At 46.0% G+C, this 16,907-nt stretch carries 18 protein-coding genes; 16 read left to right on the forward strand and 2 right to left on the reverse strand.

Annotation, left to right across the window (positions count from 1 at the left end):
• Positions 1–55: 55 nt before the first annotated feature.
• Positions 56–3,004, forward strand: a complete 2,949-nt coding sequence (locus PUW25_RS07580; RefSeq protein WP_047910015.1) for a hypothetical protein — start codon at positions 56–58, stop codon at positions 3,002–3,004.
• A 66-nt stretch (positions 3,005–3,070) separates the two neighbouring features.
• Here PUW25_RS07580 and PUW25_RS07585 read toward each other — a convergent pair whose 3' ends face one another.
• The gene (locus tag PUW25_RS07585; protein WP_274336871.1) at positions 3,071–3,454 is read right to left on the reverse strand and encodes a cupredoxin domain-containing protein; all 384 of its coding nucleotides are present in this window, start codon (positions 3,452–3,454) and stop codon (positions 3,071–3,073) included.
• Between the two features lie 232 nt (positions 3,455–3,686).
• On the reverse strand, positions 3,687–4,040 hold the full coding sequence (locus tag PUW25_RS07590) for a phage holin family protein (protein WP_047910013.1): 354 nt from the start codon (positions 4,038–4,040) through the stop codon (positions 3,687–3,689).
• Positions 4,041–4,189: 149 nt separating this feature from the next.
• Between PUW25_RS07590 and PUW25_RS07595 the strand changes: the two genes are divergently transcribed.
• From PUW25_RS07595 to PUW25_RS07665, 15 genes are all read left to right on the forward strand, one after another.
• Positions 4,190–6,553: an endonuclease MutS2 gene (locus PUW25_RS07595; protein ID WP_274336872.1), complete on the forward strand. Its 2,364-nt coding sequence runs from the start codon at positions 4,190–4,192 to the stop codon at positions 6,551–6,553.
• Between the two features lie 148 nt (positions 6,554–6,701).
• Positions 6,702–7,319, forward strand: a complete 618-nt coding sequence (locus PUW25_RS07600) for a hypothetical protein (protein ID WP_274338571.1) — start codon at positions 6,702–6,704, stop codon at positions 7,317–7,319.
• Between the two features lie 201 nt (positions 7,320–7,520).
• Entirely contained in the window at positions 7,521–8,741 is a 1,221-nt protein-coding gene (locus tag PUW25_RS07605) for an MFS transporter (RefSeq protein ID WP_047910010.1), read from the forward strand.
• A gap of 143 nt (positions 8,742–8,884) precedes the next feature.
• Entirely contained in the window at positions 8,885–9,121 is a 237-nt protein-coding gene (locus PUW25_RS07610) for a hypothetical protein (protein WP_047910009.1), read from the forward strand.
• A 16-nt stretch (positions 9,122–9,137) separates the two neighbouring features.
• Complete coding sequence (locus tag PUW25_RS07615) at positions 9,138–9,518, forward strand: spore coat protein (protein WP_274338572.1); 381 nt, start codon at positions 9,138–9,140, stop codon at positions 9,516–9,518.
• 172 nt (positions 9,519–9,690) lie between these two features.
• Entirely contained in the window at positions 9,691–10,191 is a 501-nt protein-coding gene (locus tag PUW25_RS07620) for an Lrp/AsnC family transcriptional regulator (protein WP_047910007.1), read from the forward strand.
• 15 nt (positions 10,192–10,206) lie between these two features.
• Positions 10,207–11,421: an aminotransferase class I/II-fold pyridoxal phosphate-dependent enzyme gene (locus tag PUW25_RS07625; RefSeq protein WP_047910006.1), complete on the forward strand. Its 1,215-nt coding sequence runs from the start codon at positions 10,207–10,209 to the stop codon at positions 11,419–11,421.
• Positions 11,422–11,532: 111 nt separating this feature from the next.
• Positions 11,533–11,796 carry an aspartyl-phosphate phosphatase Spo0E family protein gene (locus PUW25_RS07630; protein ID WP_047910005.1) on the forward strand — a complete coding sequence of 88 codons (264 nt, stop codon included), beginning with the start codon at positions 11,533–11,535 and terminating at the stop codon, positions 11,794–11,796.
• A gap of 102 nt (positions 11,797–11,898) precedes the next feature.
• Entirely contained in the window at positions 11,899–12,453 is a 555-nt protein-coding gene (locus PUW25_RS07635) for a hypothetical protein (RefSeq protein ID WP_274338573.1), read from the forward strand.
• 65 nt (positions 12,454–12,518) lie between these two features.
• Positions 12,519–13,061 carry a bifunctional adenosylcobinamide kinase/adenosylcobinamide-phosphate guanylyltransferase gene (locus PUW25_RS07640; protein WP_052511692.1) on the forward strand — a complete coding sequence of 181 codons (543 nt, stop codon included), beginning with the start codon at positions 12,519–12,521 and terminating at the stop codon, positions 13,059–13,061.
• A gap of 13 nt (positions 13,062–13,074) precedes the next feature.
• Positions 13,075–13,644, forward strand: coding sequence for a cob(I)yrinic acid a,c-diamide adenosyltransferase (locus PUW25_RS07645; protein ID WP_274338621.1), 570 nt, complete (start codon positions 13,075–13,077; stop codon positions 13,642–13,644).
• On the forward strand, positions 13,641–14,618 hold the full coding sequence (locus PUW25_RS07650; RefSeq protein WP_047910002.1) for an RluA family pseudouridine synthase: 978 nt from the start codon (positions 13,641–13,643) through the stop codon (positions 14,616–14,618). The genes PUW25_RS07645 and PUW25_RS07650 overlap by 4 nt, the downstream gene beginning before the upstream one ends.
• A gap of 4 nt (positions 14,619–14,622) precedes the next feature.
• Entirely contained in the window at positions 14,623–14,982 is a 360-nt protein-coding gene (locus PUW25_RS07655; protein ID WP_047910001.1) for an arsenate reductase family protein, read from the forward strand.
• Positions 14,983–15,111: 129 nt separating this feature from the next.
• Positions 15,112–16,002 (forward strand): 5'-3' exonuclease, encoded by an 891-nt coding sequence (locus tag PUW25_RS07660; protein WP_076312561.1) that lies wholly within the window; start codon positions 15,112–15,114, stop codon positions 16,000–16,002.
• A 279-nt stretch (positions 16,003–16,281) separates the two neighbouring features.
• Entirely contained in the window at positions 16,282–16,890 is a 609-nt protein-coding gene (locus PUW25_RS07665) for an MOSC domain-containing protein (protein ID WP_047910240.1), read from the forward strand.
• The last annotated feature ends 17 nt before the right edge of the window (positions 16,891–16,907 follow it).

The raw sequence follows: 16,907 nt of genomic DNA on the forward strand, positions 1-16,907 counted from the left end.
TGTGATTTTTTTTCAACTTAGAATCAACAAGACAGACATGAAGGAGGGCACAACTGTGACTACACCTAATCGTACTCGCGTCACCGTAGACATCTACGGGACTTCTTATAAATTGGTCGGCAGCAGTGCCGAATATATGAAACAGGTTGCAAGCCTGGTCGACGAAAGAATGAATGCAATATCCAAGACCCATTCCAGACTGGATACACCGAGACTTGCCGTCTTGACTGCAGTACATATGGCTGAGGAATCTTTGCAGGTTCAACAGATCAAGAATGAGCTGAAGATGGTAACCGGTGAGAAGACTCAGCTCGGAAGTGAGTTGTCGAAGCTACAGGATACTTATGAACAGCAGATGGAGAAATTTAAGCAGCTCGAAGAAGCAAGAGCTGCTCTGGATAAAGAGAAGCAAAATGCACAGCAGGCACTCGCGCAGCTGGAGAAGGTACGTAATGAAGAGCAGCGAACATTGAAATCGCAGCTGGAAGAGGCGCTGTCGAAGACACTCCTTCGAGAAGAGGAGCTGAAGAAAGCCGAGCACAGCTATAACGAGCTTCTCAATCGTTCGCAGCAGAATGAGAAGAAGTGGCAGCAGCAGGCTCAGCAGAAGCAGAAAGAGCTGACAGAGCAGTTTGAAGCAAGACGTAAGAATGAAGCTGCAGAGCAGGAAGCGAAGCATAACAAGCTTATCGAAGAAGCTGCTTCCAAGGAGCGGGAGCTGCGGAAGCAGCTTGAGCAGAAGTCAGCACAAGCAGACAAGATTCAGCAGGAACGGAATCAGTTAGAATCAAGACTGCAATCAGAGAAGGCGGCTCTTCAGAAACAGCATGAGGCAAAGCTGAAGGAACTAACCGACCAAGCAGCAGCGAAGTATGCGAAGCTCGAGCAGCAATTGAATCTCAAAGAGCAGGAGTGGCAGAAGACGCTTAGTTCCAAGGAGCAGGAATGGAAAAATGCTTTGAAGGCGAGCGAGGATAAGCTTGGACAGCTAAATATCAAGATTCAAGAAGTGCGGACAGCAGCGGATGCACGGATCCTCACAGCAGAGGAGGAAGCAGAAGCGAAGTTAAGTGCGTTCAAGGAAACGCAGCTTCAAGAAGTCGCATCTATTAAGGCTCAGGCCGAAGCTGAAGCACAGCAGCAGGTGGATGAAATAACACAAATGCTGCTGGATGAAGAGGCTAAGGGTGCAGAACTCCTCAACTTCAAGTCTCAAGCTGAGGAACAGATCAAGAAGCTGGAGAACTCAGTTCATGATCTGAATCATCAGCTCCAGCAGGCTGACAGTGATCTTGCCGAAGTCAAGGAAGCGTACGAGGAACGACTGATCGAAGCGAAGAGCGAGATGGAGGAACGGCTTAAGGCAGCGGAGAGCATGGCTGTTCAGGAAGCAGAGCGAGCTGAAGCAGCAGCTTATGAGCAGTATCGCGAAGAGCTGAATTCCGTTAAGGAAGAGCTTATGCGTAAGTACAATGAGCGTGAACAGAAGCTTGAGCAGGATATTGAAGTGCTTCAGAAGCAGCTCGAGGAAGAGCGGGCTGAAGCAGAGAATCAGCTGGAGGAAGCTCTTGCCCAGCTTGCTGAGGAAGAAGACAAGCTGAAGGAGCTTAACGGCAGATTGGAGCAGGAGCAGACTCGCGTCTCCGAGCTTGAATCCAATGCTTCACAAGGGCAGGATACGATTGCGAAGCATACTCGCCGAATCCAGGAGCTTGAACAGCAGATATCCGATGTGAAGGATAACAGCTCGTCTCTTCAAGCCAAGCTACGTACAGCAGAGCAGGAAGCGGCGAAGGCCCAAGAGATAGCTGAGCAGCTTAAGGCCAAAATTCAGGAAGCCATCGACAAAGAAGCTGCAAGCTCTGCTCAGCTTCGTAAGATTCAGGATCAGCATGCGGCGAGTCAGCGCGAGATCTCCAGTCTTAAGCAGGCGGGTGAGAAGGCCGAGCAGGAGCAGCGGCGACTGCAGAAAGTGCTGGAGCAGGCTCATGCAGCAACACGACAATTGCAGAATGAGGTTGCTTCGCTGTCGGGCAGCGAGAAGAGCTGGAGAATGGCAGCAGAGCAGCATAAACAAGAGATTAGTGCGCTGGAGACAGAGGTCCTTGAAGCGACTGAACGATTGGAAGAGACGCAAGCCGAGCTGCAAAGTGTGCGCAGTGATCTGGAGCATGCCGCTGCTGAGATGAAGCGTGTACAGTCTGAACGAGAAGCACTGTCCCAGCAGCTTCCTGAACTGCAGGAGCAATATGAAGCGCTTCGTGCTGATTATGAGCAGTCGGTAAGTCAGGAACAACAGTACAAGCAGCTCATTTCTGAATACGAACAAGAGCAGGCTAATATTCGCAAGCAATTGCTTGCGATCGAAGCTGAGCATGACAAAGTCAAGGAACAGATGTCGAAACGTCAATCCCTGCTGGATGAAGCGGAGGAAGAAGCTATTGAATGGCAGCTCAAATATGAGGAGCTTGAAGAAGCTGTATCCAAACTGCGTGCTGAGCAGAACCAATGGAATGAACATGAGAAGAGCTTAATGTCTGAGCTCGAAGAGTGGTCTCATAAAGAACAGCATTGGATGCTGCTTCAGGAAGAAGCCTTGCATCAGAAGCAGGAATTCCAGTCGAGATATGAGAAGCTGGCGGCACAGCAGCAGGAATGGGAAGAAGATCGCAGCAAATTAGCTGATGAGGTCAGCAGCTGGCAGAAGCAAGTTGCTGCAGGTGATGGTCGGTTGGCTGAGCTGGAACGAGAGAAGGATTCTGCCTTATTGAGCTTGAATTCCTTGCAAGGGGAGAAGAAGGCTCTCGAGTCCGAGCTCCAGGATGTTGTAGAACGATATGAGGTAACAGCACATCAGCTGCGCCTTCTGGAAGTAGAGCGTGAGATGCAGCAGGACAAGTCAGAGAATCTGGCACATGAATATCGTCAGCTGCAGGATGAATACACGAAGCTACAGACAGAGTATAACGAATGGATTGAACTGATTGAGCAGGATCAGAGCTGATTTATGCATTATAGCAAAAGCCTGACCCAGCATCTAACGAGATGCTGGGTCAGGCTTATTTGCTCATTATTCTTCGACTATAATTTTAGATATCATTGTGGAATGGCCCGTACCGCAAAATACAGAACAAGCAATCTCAAATTCACCTGTTTCTTCCGGTGTGATGACCTTGGATGTTGTATCTCGATCAAGCTGAAGGCTAAGACCGGGAACAATAATTCCGTGGTTTCCTTCTACATTCTCATATACGACACGAACAGGAACCCCTTTTTTGATGCGATACTCGGGTTGATCAAATTCGTAATCTGTCGCTTTAATGACGATCTCGTCACTTGCAGCAACTTCAGGCTCAGTAATACCGCTGCCTTGATCCTTCGCTGAATCTTGTCCGCACGCAACAAGCACGAATAGCAGCATCACGGTGAACAGCAGATAGCTGACTTTTTTCATAACACAAGGCCCCCCAAGTAATGGATAAAATGAATAATGCACTACCATGATACCGCAGAAGGTAGGGGTTGTACATTTCCTTATGTGAGAATTTTGCAAACAAATCGTAAAGAGCTCGATAATTAATTCTTTAAATGGATCACGCAATAGGCGAGACCTGTATTTATGAAAAAAAAGCCTCCTTATAAGGAGACTTCTTTTTCGAGTGTCAGATGATTCCACATCTGCTTACTTATTTTCGATTCCCTTTAGCTGCATCAAACGGGGTTGGTACAAAAATGTCGATAATCCCGATGACTAGCGCTGCAAGGATGGCTCCCAGGATGCTCGCGGACACATCGCTGACGATGTATTGAGACAGCCATATGACGAGCGCACTCACCAAGAATCCGACGATACCGCGGCCGAATGGAGTAACTCTTTTTCCGAAGATACTCTCGATGACCCAGCCTAACAAAGCGATCACAATGGCCAAGATCAGTGCACTGCCAAATCCGCCTACTGAGAAGCCCGGAACAATCCAGCCAACAAGTAACAATACGATTGCGGCTACAATAAACCGGACGATAGCTCCTAAAATATTCATGATTTTGTCCTCCTTTTTTGATGAACAGACTACGTATGCAATATTATTATGTAACAATCCCGCATTTCTTATGTGCGGCATCATTCTCAAATGGCACAAGTCCTGCTCTTTCGCTATAATACAAATAGAGCCCGAGAGGAGTTGTCACATTGGATTCAAAAATTTTGCATACGTTAGAATATCGTAAAATTTTAAATACATTATCTCTATACACGCAAACAGAGATGGGTAAACACAACGCTGAAAATTTAGTTCCAATCAGCGATCTTGAGGAAGTTAAAAATCTGCTGTCTGGAACCGACCAGGCTGTTAACGTGGATCGATTAAAAGGAATACCGTCATTTACCGGCATTGTAGATATTCGTTCTGCCGTGAAGAGAGCTCGAATCGGTGGAACGTTAAGTCCCCATGAACTGCTCTCCATCCACAATACGGTTCACACCGCACGGAGACTTAAACGCCTGCTGGATGGCATGCAGGAAGAAATTCAGATGGACAAGCTAATCTTCCTGAGTGAGCAATTGTCTGAACAAAAACCGCTCGAGGATGCAATCAAATCATGTATTGATGATTCTGCAGAAGTATTAGATTCGGCGAGCGCTAATCTGTCCCAAATCCGTCGTGAATTAAGAACGGGGGAGTCCAGGATTAGAGAGAAGCTCGATTCCATGATCCGCTCATCTTCGGTGTCCAAGATGCTTCAGGATCAGCTTGTCACCATTCGCGGTGATCGCTTCGTTATTCCCGTAAAAGCAGAATATCGTGCGCACTTTGGCGGGATTGTTCATGATCAATCGGGTTCAGGTGCTACACTCTTTATCGAGCCAGAGTCCATCGTTGCCATGAATAACAAGCTTCGTGAAACACGAATGCGCGAAGAACGTGAGATTGAAGTGATTCTGCAAAAATTGACGGCTCTTGTTGGAGAGCAAGCGGACTTGCTTGTCATCGATGTCGATTTGCTGGGAACATTGGATTTTATTTTTGCAAAAGCACGTCTCGCCCGGGAAATGAAAGCAACCTTGCCGATCATGAATGACCGTGGCTTTATGAAGCTTAAAAAAGGTCGTCATCCGCTTATATCGATTGATCACGTTGTTCCAACGGATGTTGAATTGGGCAATACGTATACCTCGATTATTGTTACCGGTCCCAATACCGGTGGTAAGACCGTTACGCTCAAAACGGTAGGACTGCTAAGTCTGATGGCGATGTCCGGCTTGTTTGTGTCCGCCGAGGATGGAAGCCAGTTATGTGTATTTGATGCCATCTATGCCGATATCGGTGACGAGCAGAGCATTGAGCAGAGCCTTAGTACTTTCTCAAGCCATATGACGAACATCATTCGAATATTGTCGGAAATGACACCGAAGAGCCTTGTGTTATTTGATGAGCTAGGGGCCGGTACCGATCCTTCTGAAGGTTCTGCACTTGCTATAGCCATCCTTGAGCACATTCATTCCACAGGCTGCCGTCTCATTGCGACGACACATTATAGCGAACTGAAGGCTTATGCATATGAACGCAAAGGCGTTATTAATGCGAGTATGGAATTTGATGTCAATACACTGAGTCCGACCTACAGACTATTACTTGGTGTACCAGGACGAAGTAATGCATTCGCCATTGCAGAGCGTCTCGGACTTCCGTCTGATATTCTTGATTATGCCCGCGGGGAAGTCACAGAGGATGATCAACGGGTAGAGCATATGATTGCTTCGCTGGAGCAGAATCGTCTGACAGCAGAGCGGGAGAAGGAACGTGCTGAGAAGCTGAGAAAAGATCTGGAGCAGCTTCGTGATCATCATGAGCAGGAGATTAACAAGCTCGAAGAACAACGGGACAGACGTATAGAGAAGGCGGAGCAGGAAGCTCGGGAGATCATTGCCAAAGCCCGCCAGGAGTCTGAGGAAATTATTCGTGATCTACGCAAGATGGCACTTGAGGAAGGGGCTTCGGTCAAGGAGCACAAGCTCATCGCCGCACGAAAAGCATTAAGTGATGCCGAACCAGCCGAGCGCAAGAAAAAAATTAAAAAAGCGGCTCAAGCTCGGAGAATTGAACCTGGTGATGAAGTTAAGGTTGCCAGTTTGAATCAGAAAGGTCATGTCGTTGAATTGGCTGGCAAGGAGGCCATGGTTCAGCTTGGCATTATGAAAATGAAAGTAGCACTTACGGATTTGGAGTTAATTGATACACCGCAGGCTCAGAAGCAAGGAGCGGGAGCGACTAGACATGTAACAGGTGTCAAGCGTACACGGGATGAGCATGTCAGATCAGAGCTTGATCTCAGAGGTGCAAATCTTGAAGAGGCACTGGTTGAAGCAGACCGCTTCATTGATGAAGCCTTTATGGCGAATTTGGGCCAGGTGTACCTCATTCATGGCAAAGGTACTGGCGTTCTCCGTTCTGGAATTCAGGAATATCTTCGCAGGCACAAGAACGTTAAGAGCTACCGGTTAGGCAACTACGGAGAAGGCGGTACGGGAGTTACCGTTGCTGAACTGAAATAATTACCTTGTTACAGGAGGCGCCCATGAAAAATTTGATCAGGGTCCTGTTTGCTGCGGCTGTTATTTTTTTCGTAGCAGGGATCGTGTATATGGTGAATGGGTAATAGGCGAAGATGAGAATGGGATAAGAAGAAAGGGTTGAAATCGAGTGGAAACTACTGTATGTCCATGGTGTCAAACTGAAATTGTGTGGGATGAGGAGCTAGGACCTGAAGAGGAGTGCCCTTATTGTAACAATCCCCTCACACTGGAGGGAACGGTTGAAGTAGAAGAAGATGCGATGAAGGAGGAAGCTGACCAGAGTGATTCCAAATCCGAGCCATTAGAAGGATATCGGACTTTGAATGTGACACTGACCGAAGATGAAGAGGAGCTGCTCCACACGGAGTCTGATCAAGTAAGCGAATCGGACGAAGATTATAGTAATCTGTGGGAGGACGAGACAGATACGATTCTTCCAACGGTACGAGCACTGGATTCCTATGAAGATTCGGGTCTGAATATGGCGAAATATGGAGAGAATGTTCAATCCATATTGGATCATCAAGAGGAAGTTCCTGAATGTCCAAACTGTCGTGAGTTCATGCTTCATGCCGGAGTACAGACAATAATGAAGGATCAATTTGCTCCTGCCAAATCCGTACTTCATCCATTAGAAGCGCCATTTGGTATCCATATGTATGTATGTCCTGCTTGCTTCACGACGACACATAGCCTGGCAACCGAAGATCGGCTGCGTATGGTGAAGCGGCTTAGCTCACAATAACAAGTCATTGAGTTCGAATTTATGAACATATAAGCACATGTCTGCTTTTGCGCAGCATGTGCTTTTTTATGTGCCAATATCCAATTTATAGTAATTCGTTGAACGAAACTTTTTTTTCACTGGGAAGGACATATTAAGATTGGATTGTTTCAGCAGGCATATGCTTATGCCCAAACAAAATTTGTGGAGGTGGAATAGCACATGAGTAAAACTCCACTCGACAAACAATCAAGGCTTCTCCTATTTATTAATGGTCTGTTTGTACTTGCTGGTGCTTTATCCGGTACTTTTCTTAACGTTTTTTTATGGAAAAGCAAACAAGACTTTGCCATGATCGGCTGGTTCACGATCAGTCAGCAAATCGGGCTGGTGCTGACCTTTTGGCTTGCCGGCAAATGGGTGAAGGAACATAACAAAATGAATGCGCTTCGATTGGGTATCTTGTTATCCGGTGTGTTCTATTTGCTCGTACTGGGGCTCGATCAGCATGCGGTGAGTTATATCTGGCCGTTAGGGTTACTGCTCGGAGCGTCTCTCGGATTATTTTGGCTTGCCTTTAATGTCGTTTACTTCGAGGTTACGGATCGTGATAATCGTGATCTATTCAACGGCTGGGTGGGCTTGATTGGTTCATTTGTCGGGATTGTCGGACCCTGGATTTCTGGGATGATTATTTCTATGTCCGTAGCCAATCAAGGGTATCAGTATATCTTCATGATCTCTATGCTGGTCTTTGGCATTGGGGTCGTATTCAGCTTTTTCTTAAAAAAGAGGAAGACAGAAGGCACTTACAGCTGGAACGAGCCTGTGAAGCAATTAAGTGAGAGGGGGAATCCTTGGAGATGGGCAGGTCCTGCGCTTGCAGCTCAAGGGATTCGAGAAGGTGTATTCTCATTCTTGGTAAATCTGCTCGTATACATTGCGACAACGCAGGAAGCGAAGCTGGGACAATTTTATCTGATTACTTCCTTCGTGGCGTTAGTTAGTTACCATGTTATTGGAAAATGGTATAAGCCGGCTTATCGCTACTATGGGACTTTGGTCGGGGCTGCTCTGTTATTCATATTCACACTTCCGCTATTATGGACCGTCAATTACGGAACTTTACTCCTGCAAGGGGTCGGCTCAGCGATTTTCATGCCATTGTATATTCTGCCTATGATTTCATCGGTGTTCGATTTAATGGGAACCAGCGGCGAAAATGTATCCAAGCGGGTTGAGCTTGTCGTATTGCGTGAAATTTGTCTAACGATCGGAAGAGTAGTGGGCATTGTCATGTTCATTATTGTTCTTGAGATCAATCAGTCTACGCAGACGATCACGTGGCTTATGATTATTCTGGGATTATCGCCTGTACTCAGCTGGTTTATGATCCGGAGGCTGTTACAAGCTCAGCCCGTCAACAACTCACCTGCAAAGTGAGATCTTGTGCATAGCGTACATATTCATCTGTTCGTCAGGACAAGCTACGTAAGGCGCTATGCAGGATTCCTGATGGGAATCTATGAATGGATAAATGTTAAGCAGGAAGTATTAATCCGTACTTAATTTAGGAGGTGGATATTATGCAATCACAACAAATGCAGGCCATTACTGGTAAAGAGCTCAGTTATATAAGCGATTCATTGTCCAATGAAAATTTGCTGATTAAACAGTGTGCTGCCACAGCAGCGAGTATTCAGAATCATGCGATCAAGCAAGTCCTTGAACAGCATATCATGACGCATCAACAGCATGCAGATACACTGCTTCAGGCACTTGAGCAGCATCAACCATTGGCACCGACACATCCGATGAATTAACGAAGGAGGAATACAGATGAACAACCAGCTAAATAATCCATTGTTTATGCCCGAAGCCGATCTGATGCAATCCATTTTAGATAACCTCAAGAGAACGGTAAGAGAGTATACGACGGCTACGACAGAAGCAGCATGTCCTACCATTAGACAGATGTTCACCGATCTCACGATGAACACACTCAAGCTGCAAGGCCAAATATTCAATACAATGCAGCAGCACAATATGTATCAGGCTCCAGGCAACGCACTGCAGATGGATTTGAACAAGGAGATCCAAACGCAAAAACAGACGAAGCAGGAGCTTACGCAATTTCTTCAGTCTAAGAATGCGTCAGCAGGCAATGCTCCCTACGCACAACAGCCCAACGTCGAAGCTCACACGCCAAATTATATGTAAAAACGAAATTTGTCCGATTCACTCGAAAGCCGTTATCTTCTGTTGATTAAAGGGAGATACGGTTTTTTTATTTGCAGTAATAATAAATTCATGTAATATTATATTTAATCTTCGATAAGAAGTGTTGCATGGCCCGTTAGAGCGGACCCGTATAACCACTGGAGGGAAATGCATGACAGAACTTAATGATTTGAAATTAAAAGTGCTTGATTTACTCAAAGAAGACGCAAGAAGAAGCCCTGCCCTGATCGCGACGCTCCTAGGAGCCACGGAGGAAGATGTGAAGAGTGCAGTGGCAGAACTTGAAAAAGACAATGTTATCGTTAAATACGCAACCGTTGTGAACTGGGACAAAGTGGACGATGAGAAAGTAACCGCCCTGATTGAAGTACAGATCTCACCGGAACGCGGCAGAGGATTTGAAGGGATCGCGGAACGTATTTACTTGTATCCACAGGTCAAATCGGTGTATCTTATGTCCGGCGCCTATGATCTTCTTGTAGAAATTGAAGGACGCAATCTGCGTGAAGTCGCTAATTTTGTATCCGAGAAATTGTCGCCGATCGATTCAGTGCTATCGACGAAGACGAACTTTATTTTGAAGAAATACAAACAAGACGGCATTATTTTTGAACCGCATCAAGAAGATAAGCGGCTCTTGATTTCGCCATAAAAGGAAGTATGAGATATGTTAATTAACCAAGATCAACAGAAGGATGCACAACCTAGGTCGATGAGTTCTTATCTCGCTCCTCGTGTTCAGCAAATCCCGCCCTCGGGGATCCGGAAGTTTTTTGATCTCGTCGGTGATAACAAAGGAATCATATCACTTGGTGTGGGAGAGCCGGATTTCATTACCCCTTGGCATATGCGGGAGGCCTCTGTATATTCACTTGAGCGTGGATTCACCAGCTATACCTCTAATGCCGGAATGCCGGAGCTGAGAGAAGCAATCAGCGAATATTTGGATAAGAGCTTCCATACGCCTTATGATCCTAAGGATGAGATTGTGGTTACCGTCGGCGGCAGTGAAGCGATTGACCTTGCTCTGCGTGCATTGATTATTCAGGGAGATGAAATTCTGGTTCCCGAGCCATGTTATGTTGCTTATTCACCGATCGTATCGATTGGCGGCGGTGTTCCGGTAGGTGTAGAGACCAAGGCAGAGAATAACTTTAAGCTGACGGCAGAGGCGCTCGAAGCGAAGATTACTCCCAAATCGAAAGTACTTATATTGTGCTATCCAAGTAACCCGACAGGGGCAACGATGACTTATGAGGACTGGCTGCCCATTGCAGAGGTTGTGGAAAAGCATGATCTCATCGTCATATCTGATGAAATTTATGCAGAGCTTACTTATAATCAAAAGCATGTCAGCTTCCCATCCATTCCCGGAATGCGTGACCGCACGATTCTCGTGAGTGGATTCTCCAAGGCCTTTGCAATGACCGGCTGGCGGATTGGTTATATGTGCGGCCATTCTGACCTGATATCGGCGATGCTCAAGATTCACCAATACACGGTGATGTGTGCGCCATCCATGGGACAGGTTGCGGCACTGGAGGCATTAACAAACGGTATGGAAGAGAAGGACCGGATGATTGAGTCCTATAATCAGCGCAGACGCCTTATCGTCCAGGGCTTTCGAGATATCGGGCTGGACTGCCATGAGCCGCAAGGAGCTTTTTATGCGTTTCCGAGCATTCAGCAAACGGGTTTGACGTCGGACGATTTTGCAGAACGACTGCTTACGGATGGCAAAGTAGCGGCTGTTCCCGGCGGTGTTTTTGGAGCAGGAGGAGAGGGCTTTTTACGTTGCTCCTACGCTACATCCTTAGCTCAGCTTAACGAAGCTTTAGAAAGAATCGGGAATTTTGTTTACAAACTTGAGAAACAGGGTTAATAATAATGTAAGCATAACAAATATTTTCCGAAAAATGTCACTTTTATCACTGCTATATGTTAAGTTGTATGTTATAATCCATTAGGATATAGATTCTGGGGAGGGGTTACCTTGTTTTGTGCTGAATATGATTTGCCGACATATCGTGGTCAATATGCTGTTGATAATGAAAGCAGCGGAACTTGGCTCACCAACTCGGAGAAAGCATCTTCTCGTGGTCTTTCTTTGGAAGATGAAATTCATATCCTGCGCAGCAAGATGGAACGAATCTTTCTGGAAGAGAAGTCATTTACTTCGGACGTTGTGATCGAGATCAGCAGCTTGCTGGATTTAAAGATCAATGAATATATGAAGGCCTATCCTAAAAAAGCTTAGCTTATAAGTTCTATAGAGAAGACCCCAGCGCGGGTCTTCTTTTTTTGTCCATCTTAATTGTGATATGATGTGAAATAAGGGAAAAAAGGAGGAGTCATATACATGCGAGGCAGATGGAGTATGGCAGCTATTATGGCATTATGCGTCGGAATGTTATCCGGCTGTGGCGGTGTAGATAAGTTCTCCATATTTATGATTGACAACCAAGGGAATATGTCTGTGATTGCTGAAGAGCTGGAGACAAAGCTGCAGGAGAAGCTCGGAGAAGCTACGGAGATTGAAATTTCTGCAAGTCCCATGTATTCCAAGGATAAATTATTAGTAGAGTATGCTGCAAGGGATCATGATTTAATCATCTTACCGGAAGAGGATATGAAGATGTACGGCAGAGATGGATCCAACATTCCCCTCGAAAATGATTTCGATCAGGAAAAATTTAGCCGCGGTGTCTTCGAAGGAGAAACTTATACCCGTGACGAGAATGGTGATCTGTCTAGTGACCCGGTCGTAGGAGAGCACTTATTCGGAATACCGCTCGAAGAAATGTCGATGTTCATAGATTTGCAATATGCAGCGAAAAATCTGTTTGCGACGATTCCGATCTCGACTCAGGATGAGCAAATGTCGATAGAAGTTTTAAAGGCGCTTACAGAATAAGAATGTATATATCATCTGCTCAGAAGGGGCTGTATATTATTTTTTGAGGTAGGTGGTTTTATAAAATGCTGATTATGGTAACAGGTGGAGTAAGCAGCGGTAAAACCCGATTTGCCCTTTCCTATGCCTCAAGACTAGCCCGTGAAGGGATCTATGTTACAGCAACAGACAATCAAGACAGACTCGATGAGCTAAGGACACCTGCCAGACTTCGGACAATACATATAAGTGCTGAGCATTCACTGCCAGATGTGCTGGATCATATCAATCGTGAATCCAACCTGTTTGCAGCGGAGAGACGAATCGTCGTTGTAGATAGCTTGACGGCTTGGCTGGCAGGTGAAATGAAATCCTGCTGGAATACAGCAGATCGAATGAAGATCAAGGCGAAAGTGGAATTATTAAAAGAGGTTATTGTATCTTATCAAGGGTTACTACTCATCGTAACAAATGAAATGCATGGAAGCTTCCACCCTTCTGAGGATGAGAAGTGCTTTGTCAGCTGGATGACTGAAGTCAACCATTTGATCGCTTCAAGAAGCGACCAGGTATTTATGCTGATCTCGGGAATAGCTGCAGAGATCAGCAAGGGTCAGATTCGCTATTAATTGGAGGGTAATGATGAAAATATATACCAAATCGGGAGATAAGGGAAAAACTTCGGTCATCGGTGCAAGAGTGCCCAAGGATGATGACCGTATTGAGGCTTACGGAACGATCGATGAGCTCAACTGCTTCGTCGGTCAGGCAATCAGCCTTGCCGAAACCGATTCAAAGTACGAGGATCTGTGCAAAGAGTTAAGACAAATTCAGCAAGAGCTGTTCGATTGCGGATCAGACCTGGCTTTTGTCAAGATTGAAGAAGGGAATTACAAAGTATCTGCTGAGCTAGCTGGTCAGCTAGAAGCGTGGATTGATCTCCATCAAGAAGAGAATCCTCAAATTGAGCGATTTATTATTCCGGGCGGCAGCCCATTCTCTTCGGCCCTGCATGTATGCAGGACGGTGTGCCGTAGAGCAGAACGTCGAATGGTGACTCTAGGTTCACATACCGATATTAATCCAGCTGTAAGGCTGTATATGAATCGCTTGTCGGACTATTTCTTTGTCATCGCCCGTACAGCTAATGTTCGTGCAGGTATTCCGGACGTTGAATATATTCGAAGTAAAAAGGTGTTCCGCAGTAAATGATAACGTATTATGAACCTATTACCTATACCGTACAACCAGAAGATGAAGGGATGCTGCTGAAGACGATTCTGCAGCGCAGATTAGGTGTGTCACGCAAGCTGATGTCGAAGCTCAAGCTGACAGAGCAGGGAATACAGTTAAACGGTGAAAGGGTATATATCAGTGTCAAGGTTCGCAGGGGAGATCTTGTAGAGCTTCGTATGGAGAAGGAAACCTCCACGGATATATTGCCTGAGAATATTCCCTTCGACATATTATACGAGGATGAGCATCTGCTCGTCGTGAACAAGCAAGCCGGAATCATTGTTCATCCGACACATGGACATTATACGGGAACACTTGCGAATGGGGTCGTGCATTACTGGGCACAAAAAGGGGAACAGGTTCGCTTTAGACCTGTGCATCGGCTGGACCAAGAGACCTCAGGCGTGCTGTGTATTGCCAAGAACCCGTATATTCATCAGCATATTTCTGAACAAATGATTGCAGGCACTGTTGATAAATATTACACGGCCGTTGTTTTCGGTCATCCTGTCCCTTCTAAGGGCGTAGTGGATGAACCGATTGACCGTGACCCGAATGAGCCACATCGCCGGATTGTAACGACGGACGGTTATGCTGCAAGGACGTTATATCAAGTCGAAACAGCTTATGAATGGGCCAGCAAAGTACGAATCAAGCTTGAGAGCGGACGCACGCATCAAATCAGAGTACACATGAAGCATTTGGGCTGCCCGCTAATTGGTGATTCATTCTATGGACAAGCTTCACCGGATTGGACGGCTGCCTCCACGGAAAGACTTGCGCTCGCTCATACTTGGATTGAGCGACAGGCCCTTCACGCGAGCGAGCTGGTTATCGTTCATCCGATCACAGGCCATAGCGTACGCTTTACCGCGCCGCTCCCAGAAGATATACAGAGGCTGGATCAGAAGCTAAAGACAACTATGAATCGTAATAATGAGGAGATTTAACGACATGAGTAAACTGACAGTATATCAATATGCAAAGTGCGGCACCTGCCGCAAAGCCGTTAAATGGCTGGAAGAGCGTGGACATGAGCTTACGCTGATCCCTATTTTTGAAGAGCCTCCAGGCCCAGAGAAGCTGACAGAGCTAGTTAATAACAGTGGGCTGGAACTCAAGAAGTTTTTTAACACCAGCGGTGAGGTGTACAAGGAATTGAATCTGAAGGACAAGCTGAAAGAGATGTCAAGCCAGGAGCAGATCGAGCTGCTGTCCTCCAATGGCAGATTAATCAAGCGTCCGATTGTTACTGACGGAAATAAAGTATCTGTGGGCTTCAAGGAGGAACAGTACCAAGACATGTGGAGCTGATTGCTAAAATTAGCATAAGGAAGCAGTGTTCTTTCCAGCGATTAACCCCCAACAGTGGATGTGGCTGTGCTATAATACGGGGAGTAAAGATTAGCATGGAATAGAACAGGAGCGTTAACAATCGTGAGTATAGAAACAAAAGATCAATCGGTATTGTTAGTCGATGGTATGGCAGTATTGTTTCGGGCGTATTATGCCACAGCTTCAGGCGGTTATATTAGACGGACCAAGGATGGAATTGCAACCAATGCGGTATATGGATTCATCCGTTATTTCTGGGATGCAGTGCAGACCTTTAATCCGACACATGTGGTATGCTGCTGGGATCTGGGCGGCGGAACGTTCCGCGGTGAACATTACGCTGATTACAAAGGAAACAGACCAGAAGCTCCCGAAGATCTTGTACCTCAATTTACTATGATTCAAGAAGTAATGGACAGCTTGGGCGTACCGAATATTAGTGCTGCTGGATATGAGGCGGATGATTGCTTAGGAACACTCAGCCGTTCATACAATGAAGAGCTGGACATGAACGTTATGATCTTGTCTGGTGATCATGATCTGCTGCAGCTGGTGAACGAAAGAACCAAAGTTATTATTATGAAAAAAGGTCACGGCAATTATAAAGTATATACTCCGGAATCTCTGTACGAAGAGAAGCAGCTTCATCCACGGCAAATCATTGATATGAAGGGCTTGATGGGAGATGCGAGTGATAACTACCCCGGCGTGAGAGGAATCGGCGAGAAGACGGCGATGAAGCTGGTTCAAGAGTACGATTCCATTGAAGGAATTCTGGAGCATATGGATGATCTGTCTCCGTCCATTCGCAAGAAGATCGAAGCAGATATGGACATGCTCCATTTATCTCGCAAGCTTGCAAAAATTCATTGCGAGGTTCCTGTTGCATGCTCGCTTGAGAGCAGTTTGCTTGTTCTGGATCATGCGCAGATCATTAGCAAATTTGAGGAGCTGGAGATGAAGAGTCTCTGCTCATTAATGGGAGTAGCGATCGGCTGAGATTGTATTATTCTTGTCGATAAGATTAAGGAATTAGAGAAAAGGAGTGCTGGCTGATCATGGGTCGGCACTCTTTTATATAAAAAAATGTATATTACCAATTGACCAAAAATCGATTTCGGGTAATGATAGTACTTGAGTTGTGTGCCCGGAAGGTTCAAACTTGTTGGTAAGCGATTACATAAAAGTGAAATCAAATGATAGACGGAGGCGTTAAAATTGACGAGAGATGCTGCATCTTCCCGTGTGGTTTCGTTAAATGTAGGAAGCAAAGTGAAGATGATGAATGGCAGCAAAGAGATATATTCCGCGATATTCAAATCTTCTACAACGGAGCGGCTGTTCTTATCCAGAACAGGATTTCATGGTGATGAACAGGCGGATCTAGTCAATCATGGTGGTGAGGATAAGGCGGTATGTGTCTTCAGCCATCAAGCATACCCGGTGTATGAGGATTTGCTGGGACGCACTCTCGATCCTGGAGCATTCGGTGAGAATGTAACCGTATCGGAGTTTGGTGAAACCGATGTATATATCGGCGATACGTTTCAGCTGGGTGAAGCGGTCGTACAGATCAGCCAGCCCCGAGTGCCATGCTTCAAGCTTGGACTGAAGCATCAGCACAAAGAGCTTCCGCTTCATTTTCAGACCACGGGATTGACGGGCTATTATTTTCGTGTCTTGACAGAGGGTTATGTGTCTTCAGAGGATTCCTTGACGCTGCAATCAAGAGAACAGGATTCCTTAAGTGTAATGGAGGCTAATGTTATCATGCATCACCGGAAGACGGATGTTAGCTCCATTAAGAAATTGTTATCGCTCTCAGCTCTTGCGGCAAGCTGGAAAGAAACACTCAGCAAACGGCTGGCAAAGCTGGAGACAACCTAGAACAATAACGGAGGGTT

Source organism: Paenibacillus urinalis (genome assembly GCF_028747985.1).
Taxonomy (GTDB): Bacteria; Bacillota; Bacilli; order Paenibacillales; family Paenibacillaceae; genus Paenibacillus; species Paenibacillus urinalis.

Excerpts from the sequence above, each read along its gene's own strand:
- PUW25_RS07585 (WP_274336871.1), bottom strand. The coding sequence starts at position 3,454 with ATGAAAAAAGTCAGCTATCTGCTGTTCACCGTGATGCTGCTATTCGTG.
- PUW25_RS07590 (WP_047910013.1), bottom strand. The coding sequence starts at position 4,040 with ATGAATATTTTAGGAGCTATCGTCCGGTTTATTGTAGCCGCAATCGTA.
- PUW25_RS07605 (WP_047910010.1), top strand. The coding sequence starts at position 7,521 with ATGAGTAAAACTCCACTCGACAAACAATCAAGGCTTCTCCTATTTATT.
- PUW25_RS07610 (WP_047910009.1), top strand. The coding sequence starts at position 8,885 with ATGCAATCACAACAAATGCAGGCCATTACTGGTAAAGAGCTCAGTTAT.
- PUW25_RS07615 (WP_274338572.1), top strand. The coding sequence starts at position 9,138 with ATGAACAACCAGCTAAATAATCCATTGTTTATGCCCGAAGCCGATCTG.
- PUW25_RS07620 (WP_047910007.1), top strand. The coding sequence starts at position 9,691 with ATGACAGAACTTAATGATTTGAAATTAAAAGTGCTTGATTTACTCAAA.
- PUW25_RS07625 (WP_047910006.1), top strand. The coding sequence starts at position 10,207 with ATGTTAATTAACCAAGATCAACAGAAGGATGCACAACCTAGGTCGATG.
- PUW25_RS07635 (WP_274338573.1), top strand. The coding sequence starts at position 11,899 with ATGCGAGGCAGATGGAGTATGGCAGCTATTATGGCATTATGCGTCGGA.
- PUW25_RS07640 (WP_052511692.1), top strand. The coding sequence starts at position 12,519 with ATGCTGATTATGGTAACAGGTGGAGTAAGCAGCGGTAAAACCCGATTT.
- PUW25_RS07645 (WP_274338621.1), top strand. The coding sequence starts at position 13,075 with ATGAAAATATATACCAAATCGGGAGATAAGGGAAAAACTTCGGTCATC.
- PUW25_RS07650 (WP_047910002.1), top strand. The coding sequence starts at position 13,641 with ATGATAACGTATTATGAACCTATTACCTATACCGTACAACCAGAAGAT.
- PUW25_RS07655 (WP_047910001.1), top strand. The coding sequence starts at position 14,623 with ATGAGTAAACTGACAGTATATCAATATGCAAAGTGCGGCACCTGCCGC.
- PUW25_RS07665 (WP_047910240.1), top strand. The coding sequence starts at position 16,282 with ATGATGAATGGCAGCAAAGAGATATATTCCGCGATATTCAAATCTTCT.